Genomic DNA, 24,688 nt, shown 5'->3' with positions numbered 1-24,688 from the left:
CAAGGCGTCTGTGAATGACCGCACGTGCACCCGGACATCCCCCACCATGATGCCCAGCAGGGCCGGCACCAAGAGCACAGCACCGACGGCCAGGCGGAGATTCTCGACCTGGACGCCGAAGCCCTCGCTGAGGACATTGCCTCCACCGCTGCCTGGCTGCCGCTGAACGCCGGCACGCGCCAGATCGTGGATCTGGGTGCGGCACGGGCGCGGGCACCTTCGCCCTGCTCGTCCGCCTCCCCGAAGCACACGTCACCGCTGTCGACGCGTCCGCCGGACACCTCCAGCACCTGAGCGCAAAGGCGTGCGCCCGCGGCATGGAAGAGCGCATACGCACCGTGCAAGCCGACCTCGATGACCCGGGTCATGTGGTGCATCGAGGCCGACGCCCATGCCAGGTCCGTTGAGCCGAAGTCGGGCCAGTCACCGCGCCGCAGGACGCTGTGCGGGCTTCCGGTGTCCAGGAGCTGGTCGAGCGCGGCGAGGTCCTCGGTAGAAAGTGCCATGCCGAGACCGACCGCTTCCATGCCGAGCACGTGCCCCACCGCGGGGCCGACTGAGGGCCGATGCTGATCGCTGCCGGATTCACGGTCGAAGGTGACCGCACCATCGCCGTGGACATCGAGGACCCCGATCGCACACTGCAACGTTCGCGACCGGCTCGCGCCCGGCGGTCTGTTGTGAAAGTGCGTACAGAGCGCACCGCCTGGGCTGCGCGCCGCGTCTGATCCAAGCCGCTCTGATTGCCCGCCGGGCAGCACACGCACTCAATACCTTGCCTCATGCGCAACCAGTCATGCCTTCCAGGCATGCGACTCGTAGGTTCGGGTGCAGTCCCGGAAAGGTGCACCTCCATGGCTACTCAGCCCCCCTCGCGCAAGCACGCAACCGCCCACACCGACACGTCGAACGGAGTCCCCGCCGAGTACGAAGCCTGGCGCCAAGGCCGGTGGGAAGAAGTCGCCGGAGAGAACGGGAAGGCCAAAGTCGTCGCCAACGGCAAGATCACCGATCGCGACCTCCACGCACTGCCCGGCGTCCCAGGCCAGTGGAGCACGAACGCAGCCGGAGCCTTGACCGTGACGGCCACCGCCGCAGACGGCGTAACGATCGACGGAACAACAGTCGACGGCACCGCGGAGGTCCCTAGCGGCTGCTCGCTGGAATTCCCCGACAACATGGTCGGCTTCGCCGCCGGCGCCGACGGCTCCTACGGCCTGGTCGTCATGGACCACAACGCCGTCGAACGCTCCGGCCTCAGCGGCATCGATGCCTTTCCCTACGACCCCTCCTGGGTGTTCGAAGGCCAGTTCCGGGCGGCGCCCGAGGGCCGCCGCATCGAAGTGGGGCGACTGACCACCCCGCGCAGCACCGAAGCCATCCTGGCCCCCGTCGACCTGGTCGTGACCATCAACGGCAGCGAGTACGTGATGGCCGTCCTGCAGGACTTCCCCGGCCAGCGCCTGGCGATCTTCACCGACGAGACCAACGGAGCTGAAACGCCCGAGATCGGCCGCTGGCTCGTGCTCCCCCTGCTGGAGCCCGGCAGCACGCTGACCGTCGACTTCAACCAGGCCACACTCTCTCACCACCACCTCAACCCGGACGTCTTCGTCTGCCCCCTCTCCCCGCCCGGCAACCACCTGCCGATGCGCGTCGAGGCCGGCGAGCGCACCCTCATCCACCACACCGCCGGGCAGAACTGACCCGCTCCTGCCCACAGCTCTCACAGAAGGAAGACGATCATGAGCCAGAACCTCAAGGACAAGGCCGTCACCTACCTCCGCGCGCTGGAAAAGCGTGACTGGGAGGCTGCCCGCGCCCTGTGCGCCGAGACAGCCGCCGTCTGGCACAACGACGGCAAGGGCGAGGAGACGATCGAGAAGAACATCGAAGGGATGAAGGGGCAGATCGGCTCCATCAAATCGATGCGCTACGACATCATCCGCCAGCTCTCCCAGCCCGGCGAAGTCCTCCAGCAGCACGTGGTTCACGTAGCTACGAAGAACGGCATGCGCGGCGAGGTCCATGCCGCGGTCTATTTCGGCTTCGACGACGCAGGACTGATCACCCGCATCGAGGAGTACGCGAACTTCGTCCCCGCACGCCAGGACGGCTAAAGCGGCAGCTGGGCCCGCTGAACCGTCACTCCAGCACGCCTGGCCAGGAACAGCGGGGCACAGCCCCAACTCCCGCAACCCACACGCCGAGCCCCCATGCCCTTGGAAAGGTGTGCGGGTTCATGCGTTTCCTCATCCAGGATTTCACGAACCCGCACGCTTCGGACCGTGGTAAGGGCAAGGTCGTGCGTCGCGCGATCAGGAATAAGACGCTGTTGATGGAGGGCCGCGACGTACCTCGTGGAATCGTTCGCGGCCGCTCCGATGGTGGAACTGAAGATCCGCGACAGTCTCGCTCAGGTCACCCAGGTGACAGGCAGCCGCGAGAGGACCTCCGTCGCCGAGACGACCGATGACCGGCTGGTGCTCCGGTACGGCGCCGGGTGGACCTGCTCTACGGCCTCGTCGAGATGCACCCCGAGCAAATCGTCAACATCGCCGCGGATGACGGCCGTCCGCAGCGCCCATAGTGCGTCAGCCGACTGCGACTCGTGCCCCTGATCGGCATCAGGCGGACCGGGCGTTTACGACGGCTGTGACGTGAGGACTGCTCATCCGGGGTGCGGGGCTCCTGTAGGCCGAGGAGATCGGGAAGTTGCAGGTAGCAGGCGTAGGGCGTCTCCATGGACGCGATGATGACGGGCGGCGGCCGTCAGCGTTCGTGTCACCGCCGGGCGTTCCCCCGCGTCACCCGTTCGGCCCCCTTTGCCGGGGATCGCTGCAGGGGAGCCTAGCTGTGCACCGGGATCGAGTGCCGGCCGGGAGATGGTGCAGGGAGCATGATGAGCGAGTCACGTGCGGGGGCGGCAACCCCTTGCCACTGTGTGGGTGACCGTTGCCCATTCACCCCGTTCAGGTCAGCTGATGTCCCCGGGTGGCCTTTGGGCTTCACCATGACGTGGCTGGAGCCGAAGCCGGCCGGGCGGGGTCCGGCCGGATGACGGGTCGCAAAGGGTGGTCGCGTCACCGCAGCGCGGCCGCGCTGCCGCGTGCGCACCGTCGCCACCCCGGCGCTGGCCGGTGGTCAGCGGAGCCAGGCACGCGCCACGTCCACGAGCTCACCATCGTCATGCCCGGCCAGGTCGGTGGACCGTCCGTCACCGAGGGTCTGGCCACTACTGGGCTGACGATGCGCACGAAGGGAGTGTGCCTTGGATCTGACCGCAGTACGTGAGGTTGTCGACGGGCAGATCGCGTTGCCCTGGCGGCAGGGAGATGCATGGCTCGCCGGCGGTACGGCCCTGTTCGCCGAACCTCGGCCCGGACTGCGGCGGCTGCGTGATCTGACCACTCTTGACTGGCCGCCACTGACCGTGACGGAGGCCGGGATCGAGGTGGCGGCCACCTGCACCATCACCGACTTGCTGGCATTCGCCGAGACGCCCGGCGCGCCGTGGCCGTCGGGGCGAGCGCTGATCGCCGGCTGCTGCCGGGCGTTCTCGTCGTCCTTCAAGGTGTGGAACACCGCGACGGTGGGCGGCAACCTCTGCGCCGCCCTCCCGGCCGGCCCCATGATCTCCATGGCCGTAGCGCTGGACGGCACCTGCCGGGTGCGTGGCCTGGACGGAACAGAACGTGCCGTGCCTGTCCGGGACTTCGTCACGGGGAACGGGTCCACCGTGCTGGGGCCTGGTGAGCTGCTGCGCTCGCTCACGCTGCCCGCCGGCGCACTGGCCGCGCGCAGTCTGATGCGCAGAGTCGCAACCCACGTTTGGGGCAGGTCGGTGGCCCTGGTCACCGGTATCCGGGGTCGGCCGGAGGGGCGGCTGACCGTCACCGTCACCGCCGCCACGAGCCGCCCGGTGACCGTTTCCTTCCCGTGCACGCCCTGCCCCGGCGAGCTGCGGGGGCGCCTGTTGCCGGCGCTCCCCTGCCAACTTCTCCTCGACGATGTCCATGGGCGACCGCGTTGGCGGCGGCACCTGGCCGTGCATCTGGCTGAAGAGGTCCGCAGCACCCTGGCGGAGGAGAGGTAAGGCCCGATGCCTTTCACCGTGTGTATCAATGGCCAGGACAGCGAGCAGCCGCCCCGGGCGGGGCAGTGTCTGCGCACGTACCTGCGCGAGCAGGGCTGGACAGGGGTGAAGAAGGGCTGCGACAGCGGTGACTGCGGGGCGTGCACCGTGCACGTGGACGGCATGGCCGTGCACAGCTGTCTGTATCCCGCCCACCGCATCGACGGCCGCACGGTGACCACCGTCGAGGGCCTGAGCACGGGCGGTCTCCTGCATCCGGTTCAGGAGGCGTTCGCACGGGCCCAGGGGTTCCAGTGCGGCTACTGCACGCCGGGATTCGTCATGACCGTCGCCGCCCTGAACCGGCCCCAACTGGGCGATCTGCCACAGGCGTTGAAAGGCAACCTGTGCCGCTGCACCGGTTACCAGTCGATCAGCCGCGCGGTGGAGGCCACATGCGAACACGGTTCGCCACCATCCGTTCCTCACTGCGATCCCGGCTCAGCGGACCCGGCCACGCGCGATGTCGTGACCGGCGCCGCGTGCTTCACCCTCGACGAACCCGAGCCGGAGGGCATGCTGCACCTGGCGCTGGTGCGCTCCCCGCACCGGCACGCCCGCATCCTGGACATCGACACCCGTGCGGCGCTCGCCGTGCCAGGTGTGCACGCCGTCCTCACCCATCGCCACGCCCCGGTGACCCGATTCTCCACGGCACTGCACGAACGGACCGAGGACGACCCGCTCGACCTGCGGGTCCTTGACGATGTGGTACGCCACGTCGGCCAGCGCGTCGCCGCCGTCATCGCCGACCACCCCGCGCCGGCCCAGGAAGCCGGCCGTCTGGTCCGCGTCACCTACCAGGTGCTCCCCGCCGTCGCCACTGCCGAGGAAGCGATGCGTCCTGGTGCTGTGCGGGTGGGCGACGGGCCCAATGTGATCGCCCACCTGCACCGGTCCACGGGCGACGTCGACCGCGGGCTGGCCGAGGCCGACACCGTCTACGACCGCACCTTCACCACCCAGCGGGTCCAGCACACCACTCTGGAATGCCACGGGTCCCGGGTCTGGAGGGATCGCGAGGGACGGCTGCGGGTGCACACCTCCACGCAAGCCCCGCATCTGGTGCGCCGACGCCTGTGCGACATCTTCGGCCTCGACCCTCAGCAGGTACGGGTCACCGCGGGCCGCGTCGGTGGTGCGTTCGGCGGCAAGCAGGACGTCCTGACCGAGGACATCACGACCCTCGCCTGCCTGCGCACGGGGCGCCCGGTGCAGCTGGAACTGTCGCGCACCGACGAACTCACCGCGACCACCACCCGGCATCCCTTCAAGACCAGGGTCACCATCGGCAGCCGCCGTGACGGCACGCTCACAGCGATGAAAGTCCATGTGATCGCCGACACCGGCGCCTACGGCAATCACGGGCCCAGCGTGCTGGAGACCGGCTGCGCGGAGGGGCTTGCTCCCTACCGGTGCCCGAACACGGCCGTTCACGGCTACAGCGTGCGCACCCACAACGTCCCCTCCGGCGCGTTCCGCGGGTACGGCGCCGCGCAGATCGTTTTCGCCGTGGAATCCGCTCTCGACGACATCGCTCACCGCCTCGGCCTGGACCCGCTGACCATGCGTGAGCGGGCCTGCCTGGGCCCCGCAGACAGGGCGGTGTTTCCTGGTGTGGGCGAGCAGCCCGCCCGCATGGGAACCGCCCTGCACGACGTGCTCGCCGCCCTGCGGCGGGTACGTGAGGACCGCCGTCTCAAGCGTGCGCGGCCCGCCGCACCGGGGTGCCGCGTCGGTGAGGGCCTGGCCGTCGCCGCCCACCACAGCGTGCCGGCCGACGGCCACCTCGCCCAGGCGAAGGCATCACTGGCTGCCGACGGCCGCTACGACCTCATCACCGGGGCCCCGGAGTTCGGCAGCGGCGCCGGCACCGCCCTGTGCCGGATCGCCGCCCGGACGCTGGGAACCAGCCCGGCACGCATCCGGTTGCACCAGGCCGACACCGATTTCCTCGAGCGCGACACCGGAGGCTTCGCCTCGACCGCCATGGCGCTCACCGGGCAGGCCGTCACCCGCGCTTGCCAAGAACTCGCCGGGCTCCTCACCGGCACAGCAGCCGCCTTCACCGGAACCCCGTCCGGCGCCTGCCGCCTCACCGATGACACCGTTCATTGCGCCGGAACAAGCGTGCCCCTCACCGACCTTCACTGCTACGCCCAGTCGGCCGGACTGTGCCTGCAAGCCGAGGCCACCGCCGCGGCGGACGACGCGGAGCTGTCCCTGTCCGTCAGCGCCCAGTGGTTCCGCATCGGCGTGGACCCGGACACCGGCATCATCAGCGTCCTCGACAGCGTGCACATCGCCGACGCCGGAGGCATCGTCCACACCGAGCAAAGCCGCGCCCAAGTCGAAGGAGCCGTCGTCCAAGGCCTCGGCTGCACGCTCGGCGAAGAACTGACCACGGGTCCTGACGGGCACATCACCACGCGTGACCTGCGTTCTTACACCATCCCGCTTTTCGGTGATTTTCCTCCCACCCATGTCCAGTTCATCGACCGCGACAGCACGACGGCCCCCAAGCCCCTCGCCGAACTGGCCATCAACCCCATCGCCCCGGCGCTCGCCAACGCCGTGCATGACGCCCTCGGCATCCGCGTCAGCACCCTGCCCCTGCGCCCGGATTCCATCTGGTCCGCCCTCGCCTCGACTACAGGCAGGAGCCGGGCCGGCGCGCGCGGCGCGAGGCAAGGCTCGATCGTCCGAGGAGGCGAACCGTCATGAGTGCCCACTTCATCAGCCGCCGCGGCTTCCTCAACTCCACCGCCGGCCTGACAGCCGGCCTCACCTCCGGCATCGCACCGCTCGATGCACTGGCAGCCCCCGGCACTGATGCGGCAACGGCGCTGACCTACCGTGAGATCACCGGGGGCTCGGTCACGGCCGGCCGCCGCCCCGACCAGCAGATGATCGCCGAGGTCCAAGGCCTGCTTTTCAGCATCCCGCCTGAAGGGGGCGTCGCCCGGCAGTTGACAGACTGGTCGCTGGAGGCAACGCGTCCGGCTCTTTCGCCGGACGGCGAGACGATCGCCGTGTGCGGTTATCGCGGCGGAGGCTTCCACCTGTGGTCGCTGCGCAGCGACGGCACCGGGCTGCGCCGGCTGACCGACGGACCGTGGGACGACCGGTCGGTCGCCTGGTCGCCGGACGGGCGCACGCTGGCCTTCTCCTCCGAGCGCGGGGGCAGCGCGGTGCACGGCAGCGCCTACGGAGTGTGGACCCTGGACCTGGTCACCGGTCACCTGACGCAGGTGACCGGTGGAGCGTTCGACGACATCGACCCCGCCTGGTGGCCCGACGGGAAATCGCTGGTCTGTGTACGCGCCGCCCACCGGCAGGACGGCGGCGGCGACGGCGGCCTGGCACTGATCCGCATCCCCCTGGCCGGAGGTGACGTGAGCGTGCTGCACACCGTCGCGCAGGGCCGCCTGCTGGGCCCCTCCGTGTCGCCCTCGGGCCGGGTCGCTTACCTGCACCTGACGGGCACCAGCAACTCGCCCTCCCTGCCGGCGGCACGGACGGCACTGATGGTGGACGGCCACGTTGTGTCCAAGGACGAGGACCTGGCGGCCGCCCCGTCCTGCTGGCTGACCGACGACCAACTGCTGTACGTGGCCGACGGCACCATCCGTATTCGCACACTCGGCACACAGACCGTCAAGGACGTTCCCTTCACCGCTCGCACGACCATGCCCCGCCCCACCTGGCAGCCCAAGCCCCGCACCGGCCCCGGGCGCGGCGCGCCGGTCCGGGGCATTCACCGACCGGTCCTGTCGCCGGACGGCCGGCACGCGGCGTTCGTCGCCCTCAACGCGCTCTGGACGACACCCGTCGGTGGCGCGCCCCGCAAGGTCCTCCAGGCGGCGCCGGAGCACTATGTGCAGGTGCCCGCCTGGGCGCCGGACGGCCAGAGCCTGCTGTACTGCACCGATCGCGACGGGCTGGTCGCCGTACGCCGCCTGTATGTACACGGTGGCCGTGACGAGCTGGTGGCCGCCGGCCGGCTGCAGCCGGCCCTCTCCCCCGACGGCACCCGACTGGCCTGCAACGACATCGCCGGGAACCTACTCGTGCGGGACCTCACCACCGGGCAGGAACGCCTGCTGGCCGCGCCACTGGCCACGGACGGCCCGCCCGGCACCCCCTCCTGGTCTGCGGACGGCAGGTGCGTCGCCTTCTGCGACCGCAACCGGCTCAACCACCGTTTCCGCGAGGGCTATCACCTCATCCGGGTCATCGACACCCTCACCGGCAGCGAGCGGCGCCACCTGCCCGCCCCACACCAGTCACTGTCCGACCGCGTCGCCGCCGGACCCGTATGGTCACCCGACGGCCGGTGGATGGCCCTGGTCGCCGAATCAGTGCTGTGGGCTCTGCCCGTGACCGCGGACGGCACCCCCGCAGGAGCGGCCCGGCGCCTGACCGAGGAGCCCGCCGACCACCCCAGCTGGGCCGGTGACTCACGCACCCTGCTGTATCTGTCCTGCGGACAGATGCGCCTGGTCACTCTGGGCCATGACGCCGTACCGGGCACGACACGCAGCCTTGCCACACCCCGGCTGACCACCCGTCACAACCGCGCTGCCGGCCCGGACGAAAAGCTCAGAATTCATGCCGGCAGGACGTCGACTTCGTCAAGACCTACGTACGTGCCTCGGGCGAGGTCATGGCCCAGGCAGCGGCGGCCGCGCACCGGCTGGGAGTGCCCTGCGCAGCCACCTGTGCGCACCCGGCCGTGCGGCAGGCCAAGATCTCACCACCCACCTGCAGGCCACCCAGCGCCTGGACCAAGGTCACGCCGTCACCCTCCTGGGCCACATCCGTCAGGACGTGGTCGCCCAGTACGCCGACGACCGGTTCGCCCTGATCATCACCCCGTTCACCGCACAAGCCCTCCTCGGCGCCGACCCCGCCCTGGCCGACGACCCACGCGTGCTCGCCCTGATGCCGCCGTGGGACATCGCCGCCATCAAGGAACGCGCGAAGACTCCGCCCACGACGGCGCAACAGGATCAACTGGCCACCGAAATGGCCAACTATCGGCGGCTGTCCGCCCGCGGCGCCCGGCTCGCGCTCGGAAGCGACTCCCCGCTCGTCCCGGTCGGCCTGTCCCTGCACCCGGCCCTGCGCGCGCTCCACGCGCACGGCTACTCCCCCAGCCAGACACTGCACAGCGCCACCACGATCCCCGCCCGGCTCTTCGGCGTCCACGACCTCGGCACCATCCAGCCGGGCAAGATCGCCGACCTCGTCATCGTCGACGGGGACCCCTTCACCGACTTCGACACGCTCATCAACACCAGCCTGGTCGTCCATGACGGAATCCCCCACCAGCGAACCGACCTCACCGCACTCCGCCCCACCCGCCACCAGCCACCACCGCACGGAAACACCTGGCTCGACACCGCCCGCAGCCTGCAGCGCGGCTCCTGCTGCCACCACGAGCCGGACCGCGTCTAGCGCGCCGGCACGCGTTCGTGTCCTGAGTTGATGGATGCCGTTGGCCTGGCGTGGAGCTCGCTGGCCACCAACCAGCGCTGAAGGCGAAGAACGGCGAGTCGCCCACCCGTCGCCGAGCAATCCACCATTCCCGCAGGTCAACGGGCCCTTCCTCGCGGCTTCTGTCCTCACCCGTACAAGGTCCGGTACCGGTCGGCGGCCGGGAAGCAGCTGGAGGAGTCCGGGTTCGCGACCCAGGACGAGGCCGTCGAGCGTTTGATGGCGATCTACAACGCGAAGAGGGCAGCGCCGCGGGGTCAGGCAAAGGCGGAGCGGATCGCCAGGTACGGGGCGATGCGTTTCGAGGAGTACGCCGAGGAGTGGAAGGCCGCCCAGCGGGATCTGGGGCCGGCCTCGGTGGTGCATCTGGAGTCGCTGCTGAACATCCACCTGCTGCCGCTGCTGGGCAGCCGGCGGATGAACACCTTCGACCACAAGGTGGTTGAAGGGTTCATCCAGGCCATGGAACGCAACGGCATCGGGCTGGCGGCCCAGGCGAACGCGTTCGACAAGCTGAAAGCGATCCTGCTGGATGCGAACCGGCTGGGGTTGTTCGATGTCAACCCGGTCGCCGGGGTGAAGCCGCCGCAGTACGACCCCAAGCGGGTGGTGATCCCCTCACTCGAGCAGCTGCGCCAGATACGCACCGCCGACGATGACCGTTTCCTGCTGGTCGCTGATCTGATGAGCGGCTGCGGCATGCGCAACGGCGAGGCGTTCGCCGTCGACGGCGACAACATCGTCGCCGATGACGTCTACCGCATCACCGAGCAGGTCAACCGCACCACCTGCCAGTACGAGCGGCTCAAACACCGCAGGCCGGGGGAATACCGGGACGTGCCCCTGCCCGCGCGGGTGAGGCAGACCATCGAGTGGTACGCCGACAAGCACGGCACCGTCGACGGCTACCTGCTACGCCACCCCAGCGACCCGACCCGCACGTTCCCGCATTACCACATCGCCAACCAGTGGCAGCGGATCAAGAAGGCCGGCCAGATCGACATCCCCGACGGGATGGTCATCTACGGCCTGCGGCACTTCTTCGCCTCCAACTGCCTCACCCACGGCATCCACATCAGCCAGGGCTCCGTCGTTCTCGCGATCTATGCGGAATGATCACGTGAGTCCGAGGGTGGCCGGCGGCCGGGGCCATCTCACCCGTGAGGGCGCAGGCCCTCGGCGATGTCGTCCCACCCGGCCAGGAGGAGCGCGCCGATGGCCAGATTCCGCAGGGAGGCCATCACCCGCGGCGCACCGCCGGTCCGCACCCGCGAGGCGTCCTCCCCGAACGTCACATCCCTGACATGGTGCTCACGGTTCTCAATTGCCCAGTGCCCGCGAACGCGTTCCGCCAGGTCAGCAGCGTTCGCCTGGTGCACCGCCAGAGTCGTGATCGCGTAGACGCGTTCGAGCGACACCTTCCCGGTGCGCAAGGTGCGCCGCCGACGGACGATCTGCAGTGCCTGGTCGGCGTGCGGGAACGGCAGCCCCGGCACGGTGACAGCCTTGAGCCGGCGGACCTCGTCACGGCCGTGCGCGGTGGCCCGGGTGCGGTCCAGCAGCGGAACCTCCTTGCACGGCAGGTCCTTCACCAGCGCGTGCAGGCCCGGGTGGTTGCCCTTGAGCACGGCGATGTAGTGCGCTCCTTTCTCCTCGACCAGGAACTTCGCGTGATCGGTCTGGGTCAGCAGCGCGTCGAACGTCACCACCGCGCCGGTCAGGTCCAGCCCCTCCAGCAGTGGCCGGAACGCGGTGATCTCGTTGCTCTTGGCGTCGACCTCGCGCTGGGCCAGCACGATGCCGTCGTCACGCAGAGCGGAGATCAGGTGGATGCGGCGGCCGTCGGCGCGCATCGCGCCGCGCAGGGATTTGCCGTCCACCGCAACCGCTGGCCGCACCGGGCGGGCCGGCGCGTGTCTGTGCTGGTCGGACGTGCGGGAGGCGGCAGCACGAGCGGTGAGCCAGCCGCCGATCGCCGCGTCGAGCGCGTCGCCGTCGATGCGCTGCAGTATCCGACGCACGGTTGCCTCGCTGGGCGCCCGGTAGGGGCCGGTCCAGATCGCGTAGCGTGGCCCCGCAGTGGAGAAGGAGCCGGTCAGAGGCGTCGGCGGCCCACTCGGCGATCGCGGTGAGGGATTTCGCTCCGGCCAGGACCGCGCATGCGGCCACGGCCAGGACGTATGGCATCGGGTGACGGCGGCCCCGGCGGCGGCGCGGGTCGGGCAGGCGCGACAGCCGGGCCAGCAGGTCGGGTAGTTCGTCGGGACACGCCGGATCACGGCCCGCGAGTTGGTCCAACCCAGCGGGGATGGGTGACGTTGGCGCAGCAGCCACGGTCTTCCGTTGTGATGATCAGCGAACTCGTCCATGATCACCGGAAGCCGTGCCTGCAGGCGTATCCGCCGCCCCTCACGAACCGCCCACCACCGCCAACTTGGGGTATCGGGGCCACACCGGCGTTTTCGGGCAGACCGCGAGAACGACGGAGCCCTGGGTGAGGGGGATCCCCGCACTGCCCGGAGCTTACTGAGAGAGACGCGCCCGTGCCCCATCTCGTCGGCCCCCGCGACGACGATACGCAGGGACCGGACGATGACCCTGAAGCCATTGCGCTGCCCCCCCGTCTCACGTGAGAGACGGCAAGGCGAGGCAGATGGACGACGGTCACGAAGTACGTCGAGCTTGACCAGTCCGAAAACCTTGCTAAAGGCTGCCGGTATGGGTCAGAACGTGCCCCTACCCGAGAGGGCCGACGGCGTTATGCGGCGGAGGGCGGCTACTGAACTCCCAGGATACCCGCGAGCACGAGCACTCCGCACAGCGTCATGCCGGCTCCGACCACCACAGGCATGACTCTGGCAATAGCGGGCTTTTCGCGATTGGCCCTACCGAAGACGTTCTCGTTCTTCATCGAGCGCCTGGCGAGGGCCTGACTTCCGAGCATCAGCGCGATTCCGGCGATCACCGCGCCGATTCCTACCAGGGTGCGCTCATTCATCGGTTTCTCCCATCGCCCGTTGCTTCGCCATCGCGATGACAGTCGCTAATAGTAATTCACCTCTTACGCAGGAGCCGTACAGCGATGATCACGGCGAAGAGCACTGCGACACCGATGAGGAAATACAGCAACGGCCCGGTTACCGGCTCCTTGCCCTCCGCAGCGAGCGTCCTGATGTCCATTCTCTTTTCCTTTCGCCGAAGGCCGTGGGCGGCCAGTGGCCGCCCACGGCGAGGGTCTGTCAGAACTGGACTTGCAGACCACCGGAGCACTTGGGGGTCGAGGCCCTGGGGCCGCCCAGGCCACCGGTCAGCGCGAAGTCGCCGCCCTGTGCCAGTTGGCCCCCGATGCTGCCGAAGCCGGCTTGGCACTTGCCGTATGCCGACGGACCGGCGCTTGCGTCGCCCGTGCTTCCCTCGTATCCGCCGGAGACGCCAGGAGAGCCCACGCCGATATTGAAGAATCCCCCTCCTTCACCCTGGTCGTCTTCGGCATAGCCGCCGCCGAGACACACACCGGCACAGATTTCGCCGCCGATCTGCCAAGCTGCCAGCCCTGAAGGGTCGATGCGGTTGACGGGGTCGCCTAGAGGTAGGGGTTCTTCTCCTGGCCGGAGGGGTCGGGGCTGGTGAAGCGGCCGATGTTGGGGTCGTAGTAGCGGGCCGAGAAGTGGTACAGGCCGGTTGGGTCCTGACAGCCGCCGGCGAACCGGTAGGGCTGGGAGACCTTTTCGGTGGTGGTGCCGCGTTCGACGCCGCGGGGGCTGTAGGCGTAGGTGTTGACCTTGGTGCCGGTTTCGTCGGCGAGCGCGACGACGGAGCCGATCGCGTCGGTGAGGTAGTAGTACGACTTGCCCCCGGTCGTCATGGAGTTCAAGGTGCCCCCGGGTTCCCGGTTGAATCCCCTGTCCACGCCGGCCGTGGTCGTGGCGGACAGGCCGAGGGGGCCGTTGTGGAAGAAGGTGTCGCCGAGCTTGATGCGCTCGCTCTGGTCGGTGGAGCCGTACTGCCCGGCATAGGTCTTGCCGGCGACGGTGATCGACGTCAGCTGGCTGTAGTCGGACCAGGTCTCCCCGGTTCGGGTGCCTTCGGGGGTGGAGGCGCCGGCGGTCTCGTTGCCGATCTTGTCGTAGGACCAGTTGGCGGTGGAGCCGTTCTTGGCGGTGATCTGCTGGGCGTCGTTGATCGTGTACGTGGTGCCGCGCGGGCAACCCTGCTCGACGCCCTGACTGGTGAGGTTGCCGGCCTGGTCGTAGCAGTACTGCCAGGAGGAGTTCAGCGTGGTGCCCTTTTCCTCTTTGGCGTAGGAGAAGCGGCCGGCGCTGTCGTAGGTGTACGTGGTTTTCAGGCCGGTGACGGCGTCGGTGCGGGTGCGGATCTTGGCGCCGTCCGTACCGGCGTCGGAGTAGGAGTAGGCGAGGTCGACCAGGGTGCCCTTGGGGGAGGCCGCCTTGATCTTCTCGGGGCGGCTGGAGTTGTCCGGCGTGACCTCCTGGACCGTGCCGCCGGGGTAGGTCGTCGTGGTCCGGAAGCCGTTGGCGTTGTACTTGTACGTGGTGGTCTTGCCGGTCGGGTCCTTCAGCGCGGAGAGTTTGTTGACCTCATTCCAGGTGAAGTCGGTGACGCCGGCCGGGTCCTCGTAGGTGTCGACGTTGCCGGCCGGGGTGTAGGTGAGCTTGGTCTGGGAGCCGTTCTGCAGGGTGCAGACCGTTTCCCTGGACAGCGGGTCGAACTCGTACTTGGTCACGCCGGTGCCGTCGTCGCGCTGTCTGAGGTTGCCGTCGCCGTCGTAGTGGAGCGCACGGTGGCGTTGGTGGAGGAGACGAGGACGATGCGGTCCCGGTTGTCGTACTGGTAGACCGTTTTGATGCCGCGTCCGTCAGTGACTGTCTCCGGCCGGCCCAGCGCGTCGTAGGTGTAGGTGGTGGTGCCCAGCGGGGCAGGCGGGGTGACCTTGAACAGGTTGCCCTTGGTGTCGTAGAGGAACGATGTCGAGACCGACTTGGTCGCCGACATGGTGGTCGTGACCTTGCAGATTTGGCCTTCGAAGCCGTTGCAGGTCGGTGTGGCGGGGTTGTGGTCGAAGGTCCGCTTGCCGCCGCCGGTGCCCGTCACGGCGACGGACTTGGTGTTGCCGGCCGTGTCGTAGGTGTAGTCGGTCTTCTCACCGTCGGCGCTGGTGAACGTGCCGGGCAGGTCCGCGCCGGAGATGGTCTGATATCCGGTCAGTGACGCGGTGGCCCCGGTAGGCAGTTCGGCGAAGGTGGGGTGTTGCGGGAGTCCCAGCCGTAGTCCGTGACGTTCCCGGCCGCGCCCCCGACGCCCATGGCGTCCTCGGCCGTGTCGATGTTGTGGTTGGCGTCGAAGGTGCTCTTGCGGGTGTGCCCGAGTGCGTCGGTGACCTTGGTGACGCCGCCGTCCGCGTTGTGCTCGTGCTTCGTGGCGTGTTGCTCGGGGTCGGTGACCGTCGTCGTCCCGGCTGCCGACGGGTCGGTGTTCGAGTAGGCGTAGGCGTACGTGGGGCCGGTGTGGCCGGAGCCGTTGAAGTCGGTGGCCCGCAGCATGGAGCGCACGCGGTTCTGGTCGTCGTAGGTGAAGACCGTGACCCGTCCCTCCGGTGTCGTGATCTTCGTCAGGCGGCGGGAGGAGTCGTAGCCGAAGACGGTCGGCTTGCCCTCGGTGTCCGTGGTCTTCGCCAGGTCACCAGCCGCGTTGAGGTCGAACACCGCGGTGCGGCCGGTGTGGTCCTTGGCCTGCCACTGGCTCGCGTCCGTCTTGACCAGGTCGATCCAGCGGCCGGAGCGGGTCTCGGTGAGCTTGAAGCCCTTGTGCTCGGCTCCGTCGTCATGCTGGTCGACGGTGATGGAACCCTTGTTCTTGTCCGTGACCTTGGTCAGCGTGCCGTGCTCGTCGTAGGTGTCCTTCGAGCCGGACTTGCGGTCGGTCAGCGTGTAGGTGCTGTCGGCGTTCTTCTTCAGGTCCTTCGAGTAGCCCTTGGGCGTGGTGTAGGTGCCGTCGGCGTTCTCCGTGAAGCGGACCGTGGCGCCGGTGGCGTCGTAAAGGACGACCTCGCCGGTGAAGAGGTGCAGGTAGCGCTCGTACTCCTGCCACCACCGCTGGGACAGCTTGCCCCAGGGCGCGTCGAAGGAGTTGTACGTCCGCGCCAGACGCAGTTTCTGTCCCACGCCGGAGATCTCGAAGTCGGTGGCGGCGAGCATCAGGTTGCCGGTGGAGAGATTGATCCTCGCCACCAGGGAGTCGGTGATCCGGAAGGCCGAGATCTTGTGCCAGGGCACCGCACCCTGATCCTCCGGGACGTACACCGAAGCTGCAGCGTCGTCTGCCACCGACGCGGACGCGGTCTTCGGCGGCTCGGGTATCTCACCGGTACGTGCACGTTCCTTCTGCTCCGCCCGCCACGCGGCCTGCTCCTTCGTCGGTTCGGCCTCAGCCTCGCCAGGCACGGGCTGGGTCGTGCCGACCTTCACCGGCGGAACCTGGAAGTCGGTCTTCTTGCCCCACACCGAGGTCGGGCCCGGATCCGCCGGCGACGGCGCGGCGAACACCGGCGAGGCCGGAGCGAGCAGCGACAGCGTTGCCAGCGCGCCGACTAATCCGTAGCGCACCGGTCTGCCGGCGCGCCAGACAGGCGTGCCGGAAGCACGTGAATGCATGCATTCCCCCACAGGAAGTCAGACCCGGGAACCCCTACGGTCACCGGGGCCCCACAACCTGTCACAAGAAGCACACAAACCTTGCGTGCCCTGCCCTCAAAGCGACTCCACATGCGAGGCGGAATCAGCCGCACCCCTTCCGGCCGTTTGACCTTCCACATGCATGACAAGACCGTAGATTGCGGAACAATCCGCCCTCATCGCACGGCAGTCGAGACCCCAGGGATCGCCCGAAAGGCTGAACGGCCGGCGGGAATCGAGCCCTCGCTCCGGACTGCCACCCAGTTCCAGCCAGCGCCGTTCGATCAGAGCGCACCACATTCCCCCTTTTATGACCTACTTCGAATCCCATCAGTCCCGATATGCGGGTTCAAAAGTTGTCTTATGGCAAATAAATCGTTCGCCTTGAGAAACTCGACCTGCTCGTCGGCGGGGGCGATTCGGGACACCTGCAGGGCCGGCTCGTCGGCAGCCCGCAGAAGGCGGCCAGGTCGAGTGCCGTGTGGCGAGCAGGTCGCGCAATTGGCCCCTGCGACCTCTGAGAGGGCGGTTTGTAACGTAATGTTCGGTTCATCACTGGGCTCGGGTGGGAGGTGCTGTTCGGTCCTCCGTGCCGGAGAAGAGCGCGAGGCGGCCCGCCAGGGCTTCATCAGCAGCCTCAGTGTCGTCGCCGTTCCCCGGCTGAGCTGCACCCTTGACCTCAACCTTGGTTGAGGCGCAACACTCGGCGCATGGAGATCGCAAAGAGCAGCACCATTCTCTTCCGCAATACCATGCGCATCACGGACGGTCACCTCGACGGTTTCCGGCGCGCCATCGCGCAAGCGGTGGCATTCGCTCAAGAGCACGGCCCTCAGCTCATGGTCGAGGTCTTCATCGACGAGGAGCGGATGCTGGCGCACAGCTTCCAGCTCTACCGGGACTCCGATGCCATCCGCGCCCACTGGCGGCTCTCGGATCCGTACATCCGCGAGGTAATGGAGCACTGCACCGTGCAGCACTTCGAGATATTCGGTGCACCGGACCATGACATCGTGGCGGCCCTCAAGACCCCCGATGGCGAATCCTTCCCCTTCGTCGTCTCGCCGCGGCTCGCCGGCTTCAACCGTCTTGGGACGCCCGGCTTGGGTGAATCACACTCTTAGCGGGTTCATGACTCTTTGAGTGGATCTGCTGTCGCCTGATGGTGTGGCTGCGGGGCAGAATCTGCCGGTCCGCGCTTGTTGATCTGGTGATGTGACCGGGTGAGTGAACGCAAGCCGTACCCGAGCGACTTATCGGACGAGCAGTGGGCGTTGATCGAGCCGGTGATCACCGCATGGAAGGACCGGCACCGCTCGGTCAGCGGCCACCAGGGCGCCTACGACATGCGGGAGATCGTCAACGCGATCCTTCGCCGCCCGGCGGGACGACGGGACCGTCTCCAGCCCCTGCTCGAGGCCCTTGACCTCCAGGAAGACGCCACCCGGACCCTGGCCGACGACCTGCGCGCACAGATCGACGACCTGCAGACCCGGCTGCGGGAGGCCGAGACGCACCTGGAGCACCTCGCGATCACCCGCACGACCGTCACCGGCCTCGCCGATCGGCTCCCGGCCGACACGCCGGACCTGCCCGAGCACCCGGACTACCCCCGCATCCTCGCCGCCTTCAACCACGCGACCGGGCCGCTACGGGCCAAGGACGTCTGCGAAGCCCTCGGCCACGAACTGCTGCCGAAGAACGTCGAAGGCACCCGCGCCAAGCGCCGCCCGGACGTCGTACTCGGGGACCGCGGTTGCGACCACGACAAGTACCGCCGGCTCGTCTGGGACCTCGGCGTGAAGCCGGTCATAGCCCGCCGAGGCACCGAGCACGGCTCCGGTCTGGGCACCCAACGCTGGGTCGTGGAGCGCGCGTTCGCCCACCTGCACTGGTTCCGCCGCCTGCGGATCCGCTGGGAGATACGCGACGACATCCACGAGGCCTTCCTCACGCTCGGTTGCGTGCTCATCTGCTGGAGGCGCCTCATCGCCCGTGACGCCGCCACCCGCAACTGAGAGCCTCCCGTCCTCAACTCTGCCCGAAGGGCCACGCGGCGCGGACCTGGGCGAGTCGCAGACGCTGGGCATCGACCCAGTCGGCGGGCAGGCGCACCAATACGCAAACCGAGGTGAGGGACGCCGTGGTGTCCCTCACCACCACCTCGATCGCGTTGAGGACCTCGCCGCGGGAGATGTACGGCCCCTCCGGCGTGATTCGGATCTCCGGGTTTCGACCGTCGTCCATCCAGCGAACCGGCTGGCCCTCGGCAAGCAGTTCGAGCGCCTCTGCCCAATCGTCCAGGTCCTCGGGCAGCAGGCACACCTCTGTGAGGTGGCCCTTCGCGAACTCGCTGGCCACAACGATGTCGACGTCAAGGCAGCCGTCCCACGGGAGCACTCCGGTTGTTGGCCCCGCCACCCGAACGATCACGCTCTTCTCTTCATCAGCAAGGTGGATGAGGTCCATCGGACCGTGCTCGGTCATGTCATGTCCCCTGGGCCGTGTGTATGTGCCGACTCATCATGCACACGTCCTCGGCAGGGCAGCTCCCGGGGAGAACGGGCGCTGATCATTCTGTTCGGAGTTCTTAGTGCGCCCACGGACAACCCCCGCGCAGGCGGGGACGACGGCCGGAGACTGTGGCCGCACCGGATGACGCGCGGACAACCCCCGCGCGCGCGGGGGTTCTTCCACGCCCTGGCCATGCACCTGCTGCCCTGACCACTCTTCGTAACCTGGAAAGTCGCCTTCCGACATGCCCTCTCGACCACTGGCGGGGAGGTTCTCTGGGGAGAATCTGGGGAGTATGGGCGGCTCTGGGGAGCGCGTGGGGAGAATCGGCTGCGTAGCCCTGTACGAATCTGAAAGATCCAGAAAGATGGATCAGCCCAGGTCAGCGACTGGTTCAGTGATATCGGTGCAGGTCAGGTCCTCTCGCTAGACGACTTCAAGAAGATCACGTCGTCTCTCACCTTGCGGAATCACGGACCGCCTGCCATGCCCCTCTGTCCGACCGATCCCGACCCAGCTCACGTCCAAGATCCGGACCATACGCGGACCAGAGTCCGCCAACTGCGCCTCGGACCCGTGATTCGAGCTGGTCAGAGCCGCGCCTACGGTGTGCCACCAACAGACGAAGAACCTGCTGGCCCCTCTCCGGCGCAGCGCTTTTCGGATCGGACACGAGCGGCGCTGCCGACAGACAGCGGTGACATCGGAATCTTTTGGAATCGCAACAAGGCGGCAGTGTGAGCGACGCCGTCCCTCCGCAACGCCTGACTCGACCGCCAGCCGGGTCAGCATCGGTCCGGACACCACCGAACCTGCAAACGCCTGCACATGCGCTGAGCCGGGAAAAGGACCTCGCATCCGTGCCTGACAAGGCGTCAGCAAAGTCAGCATTGGGTCAGCAAGAGTCCTGCCACAGCCACCCACAGACAGCCACACCGTGGAATCGCCAACCGCACCGGCCTGAGCCAGCCGGCTGTTTGGACGCCTTCCGGCAAGCAGGTGGAAGACAGCGAGAACGGCCCGACCGTCTTCCGACCCGCGGCCACCAATGCTCAAGCGTTTCCGCAGGTCAGCGCACCCTTCCCCGCGGCTTCAACGGCACCGGTGGCAGTTCCGGTGCGGGCAGTGGAGCACCGTCGTACCCCTTCACCTCCCCGAACCGGGAGCCTTCCATCCAGTCCTGGCGGGCCTGCTCGATCTCCTCCTGGGACCGTCCGATCCAGTTCCAGAACATGATCAGTTCCTCCTCGAACGGCTCGCCGCCCAGGAGCATCAGGCCCGCGTCCGACTCCGCGCGCAGGGGCAGTTCAGCGCGGCCGCAGCCGAGGTAGAGCATCGAGCCGGGCAGGAGCGGGACGCCGTCCACGTGGGCCTCGCCGGACATGGACAGGACGGCGTACTCGAAGTCCGGTTCCAGGGGCAGGCGTACGTCCGCGCCTCGGGTCAGGGCCAGGTCGGCGCCGACGATCGGGGTGTACGCCGTGCCGGGCGAGGTCGCGCCGTCGAGGTCGCCGAGGATCAGGGTGGCCTTGATACCGGGCGCCGTGACGACCGGCAGGTCGGCGTGGTGCTCGAAGCGCGGCTCGGTGTGGCGGTGGCCGTCGGGCAGGGCGACCCACAGTTGCGCGCCGTGCAGGAAACGGGCGTGCGAGCGGGGGCTCTCCTCGGAGTGGCTGATCGCCCGGCCGGAGGTCATCAGGCCCAGTTCGCGCGGGCGGATCGTCTGGAGGCTGCCGGTGGAGTCGCGGTGCAGTACCTCGCCCTCGTGCAGCCAGCTCACCGTCTGGAGACCCATGTGGGGGTGCGGCGGCACCTGCATGCCGGGCTCGTCGGCGATGTCGTCGGGGCCGTAGTGGTCGACGAAGCACCAGGCCCCGACCATGCGGCGGCCGAGGTTGGGCAGCAGTCGGCGGACCTCGCTGGACTCGCCCAGTCTGACCTGGCGAGGGCTGAGGAGTTCACGCACCGGCTCCGCCACCACGAAGCCGCGGCCACCGCACAGGGCGGGAACCGCCTCGCGCTCAAGATTGCTCATGCCGCACAACCTAGTCCGGCCGAGGCCCGCCCGTCGGCCGGGCCGTGACCAGGGTGCCGAGAAAAATAGTAGTCATGTACATAGTAGCCATGTACTGTTTCCGCCATGAGCAAAGGTTCCGAGGGCGCGACGCCCGGCTTCCTGGTGTGGCGGCTTTCGATGAAGTGGCGGGTCGCGGTCGACCGTGCGGTGGCGCCGCTGGGGCTCACCCACGCGCAGTACTCGCTGGTGGCCTCGCTGTACGGCATGCAGCGCAACGGCGAGCGCCCCAGTCAGCGCCGCCTCGCCGACCACACCGGACTGGAGCCGCTCTACGTGTCGAAGCTCGCCCGCACACTGGAGGCCGCCGGTCTGCTGGAGCGCACCCGGGACCCGCGCGACCCGCGCGCGGTGCAGCTCGCGCTCACCACGCAGGGCCGCGAGGTCACCGGGCGGGCGATCAAGGTCGTCGAGAGGCTCCTGCAGCAGCTCCTGGAGCCGCTCGGCGGCCTCGACAGCGCACGCACCCGGGAGTTCAGGCGCGACCTGACGGCCTTGCTCGACGCACCTCTTGACCCCTTCAGCGAGAACGAGACGGAGCAGTCATGACCACCACCGCACGCCCGCTCGGCCCCCGCGTCATCGCCCTGGCCCACTACGCCGGCCGCGCCCTCCTGGAGAACGTGCTGGCCCGGCACGGCGTCACCTTCCCGCAGTCCGTCGCCCTCCGGCTGGCCGCCGTCGCCGACGGGCCGGTCGAGCGCGAGCAGCTCGTCGACGGGGTCAGCGGCGCGCTGAAGATCGGCGCGGCGCAGGCGCACGGCGTGATCGACGAACTGATCGCCGCGCGGCTGCTGACCCCGGACGAGGCGTCGGGCGTGCGGATCACGGACGCCGGGCGGGAGCTGTACGCCACGACGACGGGTGAGACGGCGCCCATCACGGCCCGGATCTACGACGGCATTCCGGCGGAGGACCTGGCCGTCGCCGGCCGGGTGCTGCACCTGATCAACCAGCGCACCGATGCCGAGCTGGCCGCCCTCGCGAAGTAGTGGAATATTGAACCAACAGGTTCGGTTGACGGCCTCGAAGGAGGCCACCAGTGAACACGACCTACGAAGCCACGTACTACGCCCACGGAACAGCGGCGGAGCGCTGGGAGCGCGCGCAGCTGTTCTTCGACGCCAAGGACTACGCCGCCGCCGCGCGCGTCCTGGTCGGGCTGGTCGATGAGGTGCCCGAGCAGACCGGGCCGCGACTGCTGCTGGCGCGCTCCTACTACCACTCCGCCCAACTGCGGCGCGCGGAGGCCGAGTTGCGGACGATCGTCGAGCGTGACCCGGTCGAGCACTACGCCCGGCTGATGCTCGGCCGCACGCTCCAGCGGCAGAACCGGCACGAGGAGGCGGAGTCGCACCTGCGGATCGCCTCGGCGCTCGCGGGTGACTTCGAGCAGGACTGACCGCCCTGTGCCCCGAGGTGCCAGGCTCCGCGTGGAGCCGGGCACCTCTGTCCGGAAGGGGGGCTGGGCTGGGCTGCTACTGCGCGGGGGTACCCGTCCCGTACGACCGCCGCCCCCGCCGGTAGGCGATCTCGCCCAGCAGGATGTCGACGGCGAGGAACGCCGCCAGCGGGATGCCGAACAGGGGCAGGAAGTACCCGAGTACGGCGATCCCCGCCAGCAGCGGTACCAGGATCTGCGGCGGCACCTGCTGCCAGGCGCCGCGCGGGACCGGCCGACCGAAGGCGGTGCCCCGGCCGCGCTGCCACCACATGCGGTAGCCCCAGACGATCAGCAGGATCAGACAGAGCGCGAGCAGCATCAGGGCGATCTGGTTGGCCAGGCCGAACAGGCTGCCCGTGTGCAGGTCGATGCCCCACCGGGTGAGCTTCGCGAGCACCGGGTAGTCGGCGAACCGCAGGACGTCCATGACCTCGCCACTGGCCGGGTCGATCGCAACGGAGTCCTGCTTCTCGGGCCAGCTGCGCTGGACCTGCTTGACGACGTACGCCGAGTTCGCGTCGGCGGGCGGCACGATCTCCACCGGGTCGCCGAGGCCCTCGGCCCGCGCCGCCGCCAGGACCTTGTCCAGGCCCACGCCGTGCGCGGCGTCCCCCGCCTGCCCGGCGGCGGAGCCGTGACCGGCGTGTTCACCGCCCGCCGCGGCCGACACCGACGGGGTCGCCTGGCCCAGCGAGGTCCGCAGCTCGTCGATGGTGGCCCCGGCGTAGGCCGACCAGGTCAGCCCGGTCGCCGAGAGGAAGAAGAACCCGGCCGCCGCCCACACGCCGACGCTGCCGTGCAGTCCGAGCGTGCGGCGCCGCCCGTTCGTCCCGCGCACCTTGCGCAGGGCACGGCGGCGGGAGAACCACAGCACCAGCCCGCCGGCCGTGATCACCGACAGCCAGCTGGCCGCCAACTCGCTGTACAGCCGCCCCGGTTCACCGAGATGGAGGTCCCGGTGGAACTCGTCGATCCAGGTGCGCAGGGGCAGCGCGCCGGTCGCGCCGTACTGTTCGAGGGCGCCCCGCACCTTCGCCGTGTACGGGTCGACGAACACGGCGAGGGTGTGGCTCTCGTCGACGCCCGGGACGCCGGACAGCAGCACCCTGGTCGTCGCGTCGTCCTCGGGCGAGGGGCGTACGGCCGAGACCGTGCCCTCGGGGTGGGCCTTGCGGGCGGCGGCCACCTGCTCGGCGATCGGCAGCTTCCGCTCGCCGACGGGGACGGTCAGCTCGTGGTCGTACACGATCTTCTCGGCCTGGAAGGAGGCGGCGTACAGCAGGCCGGTGACGGCGGCGACGAGGAGGAACGGCGCCACCAGCACCCCGGCGTAGAAGTGCAGGCGGAGGACGAGTGGACGCAGCGGGGCCCAGTTGTTCTTCGACGGTGCCGGCGTGGCTGGTCGCGGGGACTCGTCCGTGGCGGTCGAGGGAGCGGTGGTCATCGGCGGGCTTCTCCGGGGGACGTCTTCGTGGCCGTTGCGGTCCAGTAGTCGGAGCGGAGGGCCGTTCAGTTCCCGCAGAGGGCGTGTGACCTGTGTCACGTGAGGGGGGAGGGTGCCGTGTCATCCTGACGCGATGGGAACTCCGAGCGACCGCGCACCCCTGGCCGAGCGGGTCGAGGAACTCCTCGCCGCCGACTACCCGTTACCCATCGTCGAGGCCGGCGACCCGGTGCTGCGGCGCGGCACCGAGCCGTACGACGGTCAGCTGGGCCCGGCGCTGCTGGCCCGGTTCGTCGAGGCCCTGCGGGTCACCATGCGCGCGGCGCCGGGGGTCGGCCTGGCGGCGCCGCAGGTCGGTGTGGAGCTCAGGATCGCGGTGCTCGAGGATCCGGCGCCGGTGCCGGAAGAGGTGCGTGTCGTACGCGGGCGGGTGCCGCAGCCGTTCCGGGTGCTGGTCAATCCGGCCTACGAGCCCGTCGGTGGCGCGCGGGCCGCGTTCTTCGAGGGCTGTCTGAGTGTGCCGGGGTGGCAGGCGGTGGTGGCGCGGCCCGCCGAGGTGCGGCTGACCGGGCAGGACGAGCACGGGCGCGCGCTGGACGAAGTGTTCACGGGCTGGCCCGCGCGGATCGTGCAGCACGAGACGGACCATCTGGACGGCGTGCTGTATCTGGACCGGGCCGAGTCGCGCTCCCTGTCGTCCCACCAGGCGGTGGCGGAGCGCTGGGCGCAGCCGACGCCGGAGGAGGCCGCGCGGGCGCTCGGCTTCGAGCTGCCGTAACGCCAGCTGCGACTGAAATTCGGAGGCGCCCGGCCAGGCGCCTCCGTTACCGTGACGTCCATGTCTACGCCCCGAATTTCCTAGCCGAGGACCCGCTTCCACGCCACC

General features: G+C 69.0%; 20 protein-coding genes and 2 pseudogenes. 14 read left to right on the top strand and 8 right to left on the bottom strand.

Translation table 11 applies throughout. The annotated features are described in order from the left end of the window. The first annotated feature begins 24 nt into the window (after nucleotides 1-24). The 8 genes from IE255_RS40130 (at nucleotide 25) to IE255_RS14970 (ending at nucleotide 10,750) form a co-directional block, all read left to right on the top strand. Entirely contained in the window at nucleotides 25-294 is a 270-nt protein-coding gene (locus IE255_RS40130) for a hypothetical protein (protein ID WP_308280890.1), read from the top strand. Next, on the top strand, nucleotides 225-407 hold the full coding sequence (locus IE255_RS40125) for a class I SAM-dependent methyltransferase (RefSeq protein WP_308280894.1): 183 nt from the start codon (nucleotides 225-227) through the stop codon (nucleotides 405-407). The genes IE255_RS40130 and IE255_RS40125 overlap by 70 nt, the downstream gene beginning before the upstream one ends. Nucleotides 408-854: 447 nt before the next feature. Continuing rightward, the gene (locus tag IE255_RS14995; RefSeq protein WP_190050721.1) at nucleotides 855-1,706 is read left to right on the top strand and encodes a DUF1684 domain-containing protein; all 852 of its coding nucleotides are present in this window, start codon (nucleotides 855-857) and stop codon (nucleotides 1,704-1,706) included. A gap of 39 nt (nucleotides 1,707-1,745) precedes the next feature. Beyond that, nucleotides 1,746-2,120 carry a nuclear transport factor 2 family protein gene (locus tag IE255_RS14990; protein WP_190050720.1) on the top strand — a complete coding sequence of 125 codons (375 nt, stop codon included), beginning with the start codon at nucleotides 1,746-1,748 and terminating at the stop codon, nucleotides 2,118-2,120. Nucleotides 2,121-3,271: 1,151 nt separating this feature from the next. Further along, nucleotides 3,272-4,096: an FAD binding domain-containing protein gene (locus tag IE255_RS14985; RefSeq protein WP_190050719.1), complete on the top strand. Its 825-nt coding sequence runs from the start codon at nucleotides 3,272-3,274 to the stop codon at nucleotides 4,094-4,096. Between the two features lie 6 nt (nucleotides 4,097-4,102). Then, nucleotides 4,103-6,859, top strand: coding sequence for a molybdopterin-dependent oxidoreductase (locus tag IE255_RS14980; RefSeq protein ID WP_190050718.1), 2,757 nt, complete (start codon nucleotides 4,103-4,105; stop codon nucleotides 6,857-6,859). Nucleotides 6,860-8,965: 2,106 nt separating this feature from the next. After that, complete coding sequence (locus IE255_RS39185) at nucleotides 8,966-9,595, top strand: amidohydrolase family protein (protein WP_229906403.1); 630 nt, start codon at nucleotides 8,966-8,968, stop codon at nucleotides 9,593-9,595. Between the two features lie 333 nt (nucleotides 9,596-9,928). Continuing rightward, nucleotides 9,929-10,750, top strand: a complete 822-nt coding sequence (locus IE255_RS14970) for a tyrosine-type recombinase/integrase (protein WP_229906402.1) — start codon at nucleotides 9,929-9,931, stop codon at nucleotides 10,748-10,750. Between the two features lie 38 nt (nucleotides 10,751-10,788). Here the strand turns inward: IE255_RS14970 and IE255_RS14965 are convergent, their stop codons facing one another. From IE255_RS14965 to IE255_RS14955, 5 genes and pseudogenes are all read right to left on the bottom strand, one after another. Next, nucleotides 10,789-11,655: an ISAs1 family transposase gene (locus IE255_RS14965; RefSeq protein WP_229906401.1), complete on the bottom strand. Its 867-nt coding sequence runs from the start codon at nucleotides 11,653-11,655 to the stop codon at nucleotides 10,789-10,791. A 115-nt stretch (nucleotides 11,656-11,770) separates the two neighbouring features. Next, nucleotides 11,771-11,821: pseudogene (locus IE255_RS39180) on the bottom strand (hypothetical protein); the annotation flags it as partial. A 589-nt stretch (nucleotides 11,822-12,410) separates the two neighbouring features. Continuing rightward, on the bottom strand, nucleotides 12,411-12,632 hold the full coding sequence (locus IE255_RS14960) for a hypothetical protein (protein WP_190050717.1): 222 nt from the start codon (nucleotides 12,630-12,632) through the stop codon (nucleotides 12,411-12,413). A gap of 56 nt (nucleotides 12,633-12,688) precedes the next feature. Continuing rightward, on the bottom strand, nucleotides 12,689-12,814 hold the full coding sequence (locus tag IE255_RS39900; protein WP_267974922.1) for a hypothetical protein: 126 nt from the start codon (nucleotides 12,812-12,814) through the stop codon (nucleotides 12,689-12,691). A 59-nt stretch (nucleotides 12,815-12,873) separates the two neighbouring features. Then, a pseudogene (locus IE255_RS14955) lies at nucleotides 12,874-16,119 on the bottom strand (RHS repeat-associated core domain-containing protein). A 917-nt stretch (nucleotides 16,120-17,036) separates the two neighbouring features. Between IE255_RS14955 and IE255_RS14950 the strand changes: the two are divergent. Together IE255_RS14950 and IE255_RS39175 are read left to right on the top strand one after the other, a co-directional pair. Further along, nucleotides 17,037-17,450 (top strand): hypothetical protein, encoded by a 414-nt coding sequence (locus IE255_RS14950; protein WP_190050716.1) that lies wholly within the window; start codon nucleotides 17,037-17,039, stop codon nucleotides 17,448-17,450. A 99-nt stretch (nucleotides 17,451-17,549) separates the two neighbouring features. Continuing rightward, entirely contained in the window at nucleotides 17,550-18,344 is a 795-nt protein-coding gene (locus IE255_RS39175; protein ID WP_229906400.1) for a hypothetical protein, read from the top strand. Nucleotides 18,345-18,357: 13 nt separating this feature from the next. On the opposite strand, the gene IE255_RS14940 is transcribed toward IE255_RS39175, so the two are convergent. Continuing rightward, a complete protein-coding gene (locus tag IE255_RS14940; RefSeq protein ID WP_190050715.1) occupies nucleotides 18,358-18,813 on the bottom strand; it encodes a DUF5959 family protein in 456 nt (151 codons plus the stop codon). A gap of 1,096 nt (nucleotides 18,814-19,909) precedes the next feature. Beyond that, entirely contained in the window at nucleotides 19,910-20,875 is a 966-nt protein-coding gene (locus IE255_RS14935; protein ID WP_190050714.1) for a pirin family protein, read from the bottom strand. A gap of 105 nt (nucleotides 20,876-20,980) precedes the next feature. Here IE255_RS14935 and IE255_RS14930 point away from each other — a divergent pair, with 105 nt between their 5' ends. Genes IE255_RS14930 through IE255_RS14920 form a run of 3 tightly spaced genes read left to right on the top strand, consistent with a single transcriptional unit; the run spans nucleotide 20,981 to nucleotide 22,316 of the window. After that, nucleotides 20,981-21,463: a MarR family winged helix-turn-helix transcriptional regulator gene (locus tag IE255_RS14930; protein ID WP_190050713.1), complete on the top strand. Its 483-nt coding sequence runs from the start codon at nucleotides 20,981-20,983 to the stop codon at nucleotides 21,461-21,463. Next, nucleotides 21,460-21,906: a winged helix DNA-binding protein gene (locus tag IE255_RS14925; RefSeq protein WP_190050712.1), complete on the top strand. Its 447-nt coding sequence runs from the start codon at nucleotides 21,460-21,462 to the stop codon at nucleotides 21,904-21,906. Before IE255_RS14930 ends, IE255_RS14925 begins: the two co-directional genes overlap by 4 nt. A gap of 50 nt (nucleotides 21,907-21,956) precedes the next feature. After that, nucleotides 21,957-22,316, top strand: coding sequence for a tetratricopeptide repeat protein (locus tag IE255_RS14920; RefSeq protein ID WP_190050711.1), 360 nt, complete (start codon nucleotides 21,957-21,959; stop codon nucleotides 22,314-22,316). A gap of 76 nt (nucleotides 22,317-22,392) precedes the next feature. Here IE255_RS14920 and IE255_RS14915 read toward each other — a convergent pair whose 3' ends face one another. Then, complete coding sequence (locus IE255_RS14915) at nucleotides 22,393-23,802, bottom strand: PepSY-associated TM helix domain-containing protein (protein WP_190050710.1); 1,410 nt, start codon at nucleotides 23,800-23,802, stop codon at nucleotides 22,393-22,395. A 133-nt stretch (nucleotides 23,803-23,935) separates the two neighbouring features. On the opposite strand from IE255_RS14915, the gene IE255_RS14910 reads away from it, so the two are divergent. Next, the gene (locus IE255_RS14910; protein WP_190050709.1) at nucleotides 23,936-24,580 is read left to right on the top strand and encodes a peptide deformylase; all 645 of its coding nucleotides are present in this window, start codon (nucleotides 23,936-23,938) and stop codon (nucleotides 24,578-24,580) included. Nucleotides 24,581-24,688 lie beyond the last annotated feature (108 nt).

The sequence above is a fragment of the Streptomyces lomondensis genome, from assembly GCF_014651035.1.
GTDB classification, from domain to species: domain Bacteria; phylum Actinomycetota; class Actinomycetes; order Streptomycetales; family Streptomycetaceae; genus Streptomyces; species Streptomyces lomondensis.
Note: the sequence above shows the minus strand (reverse complement) of the source record. Positions and strands in the feature narration are given on the sequence as shown.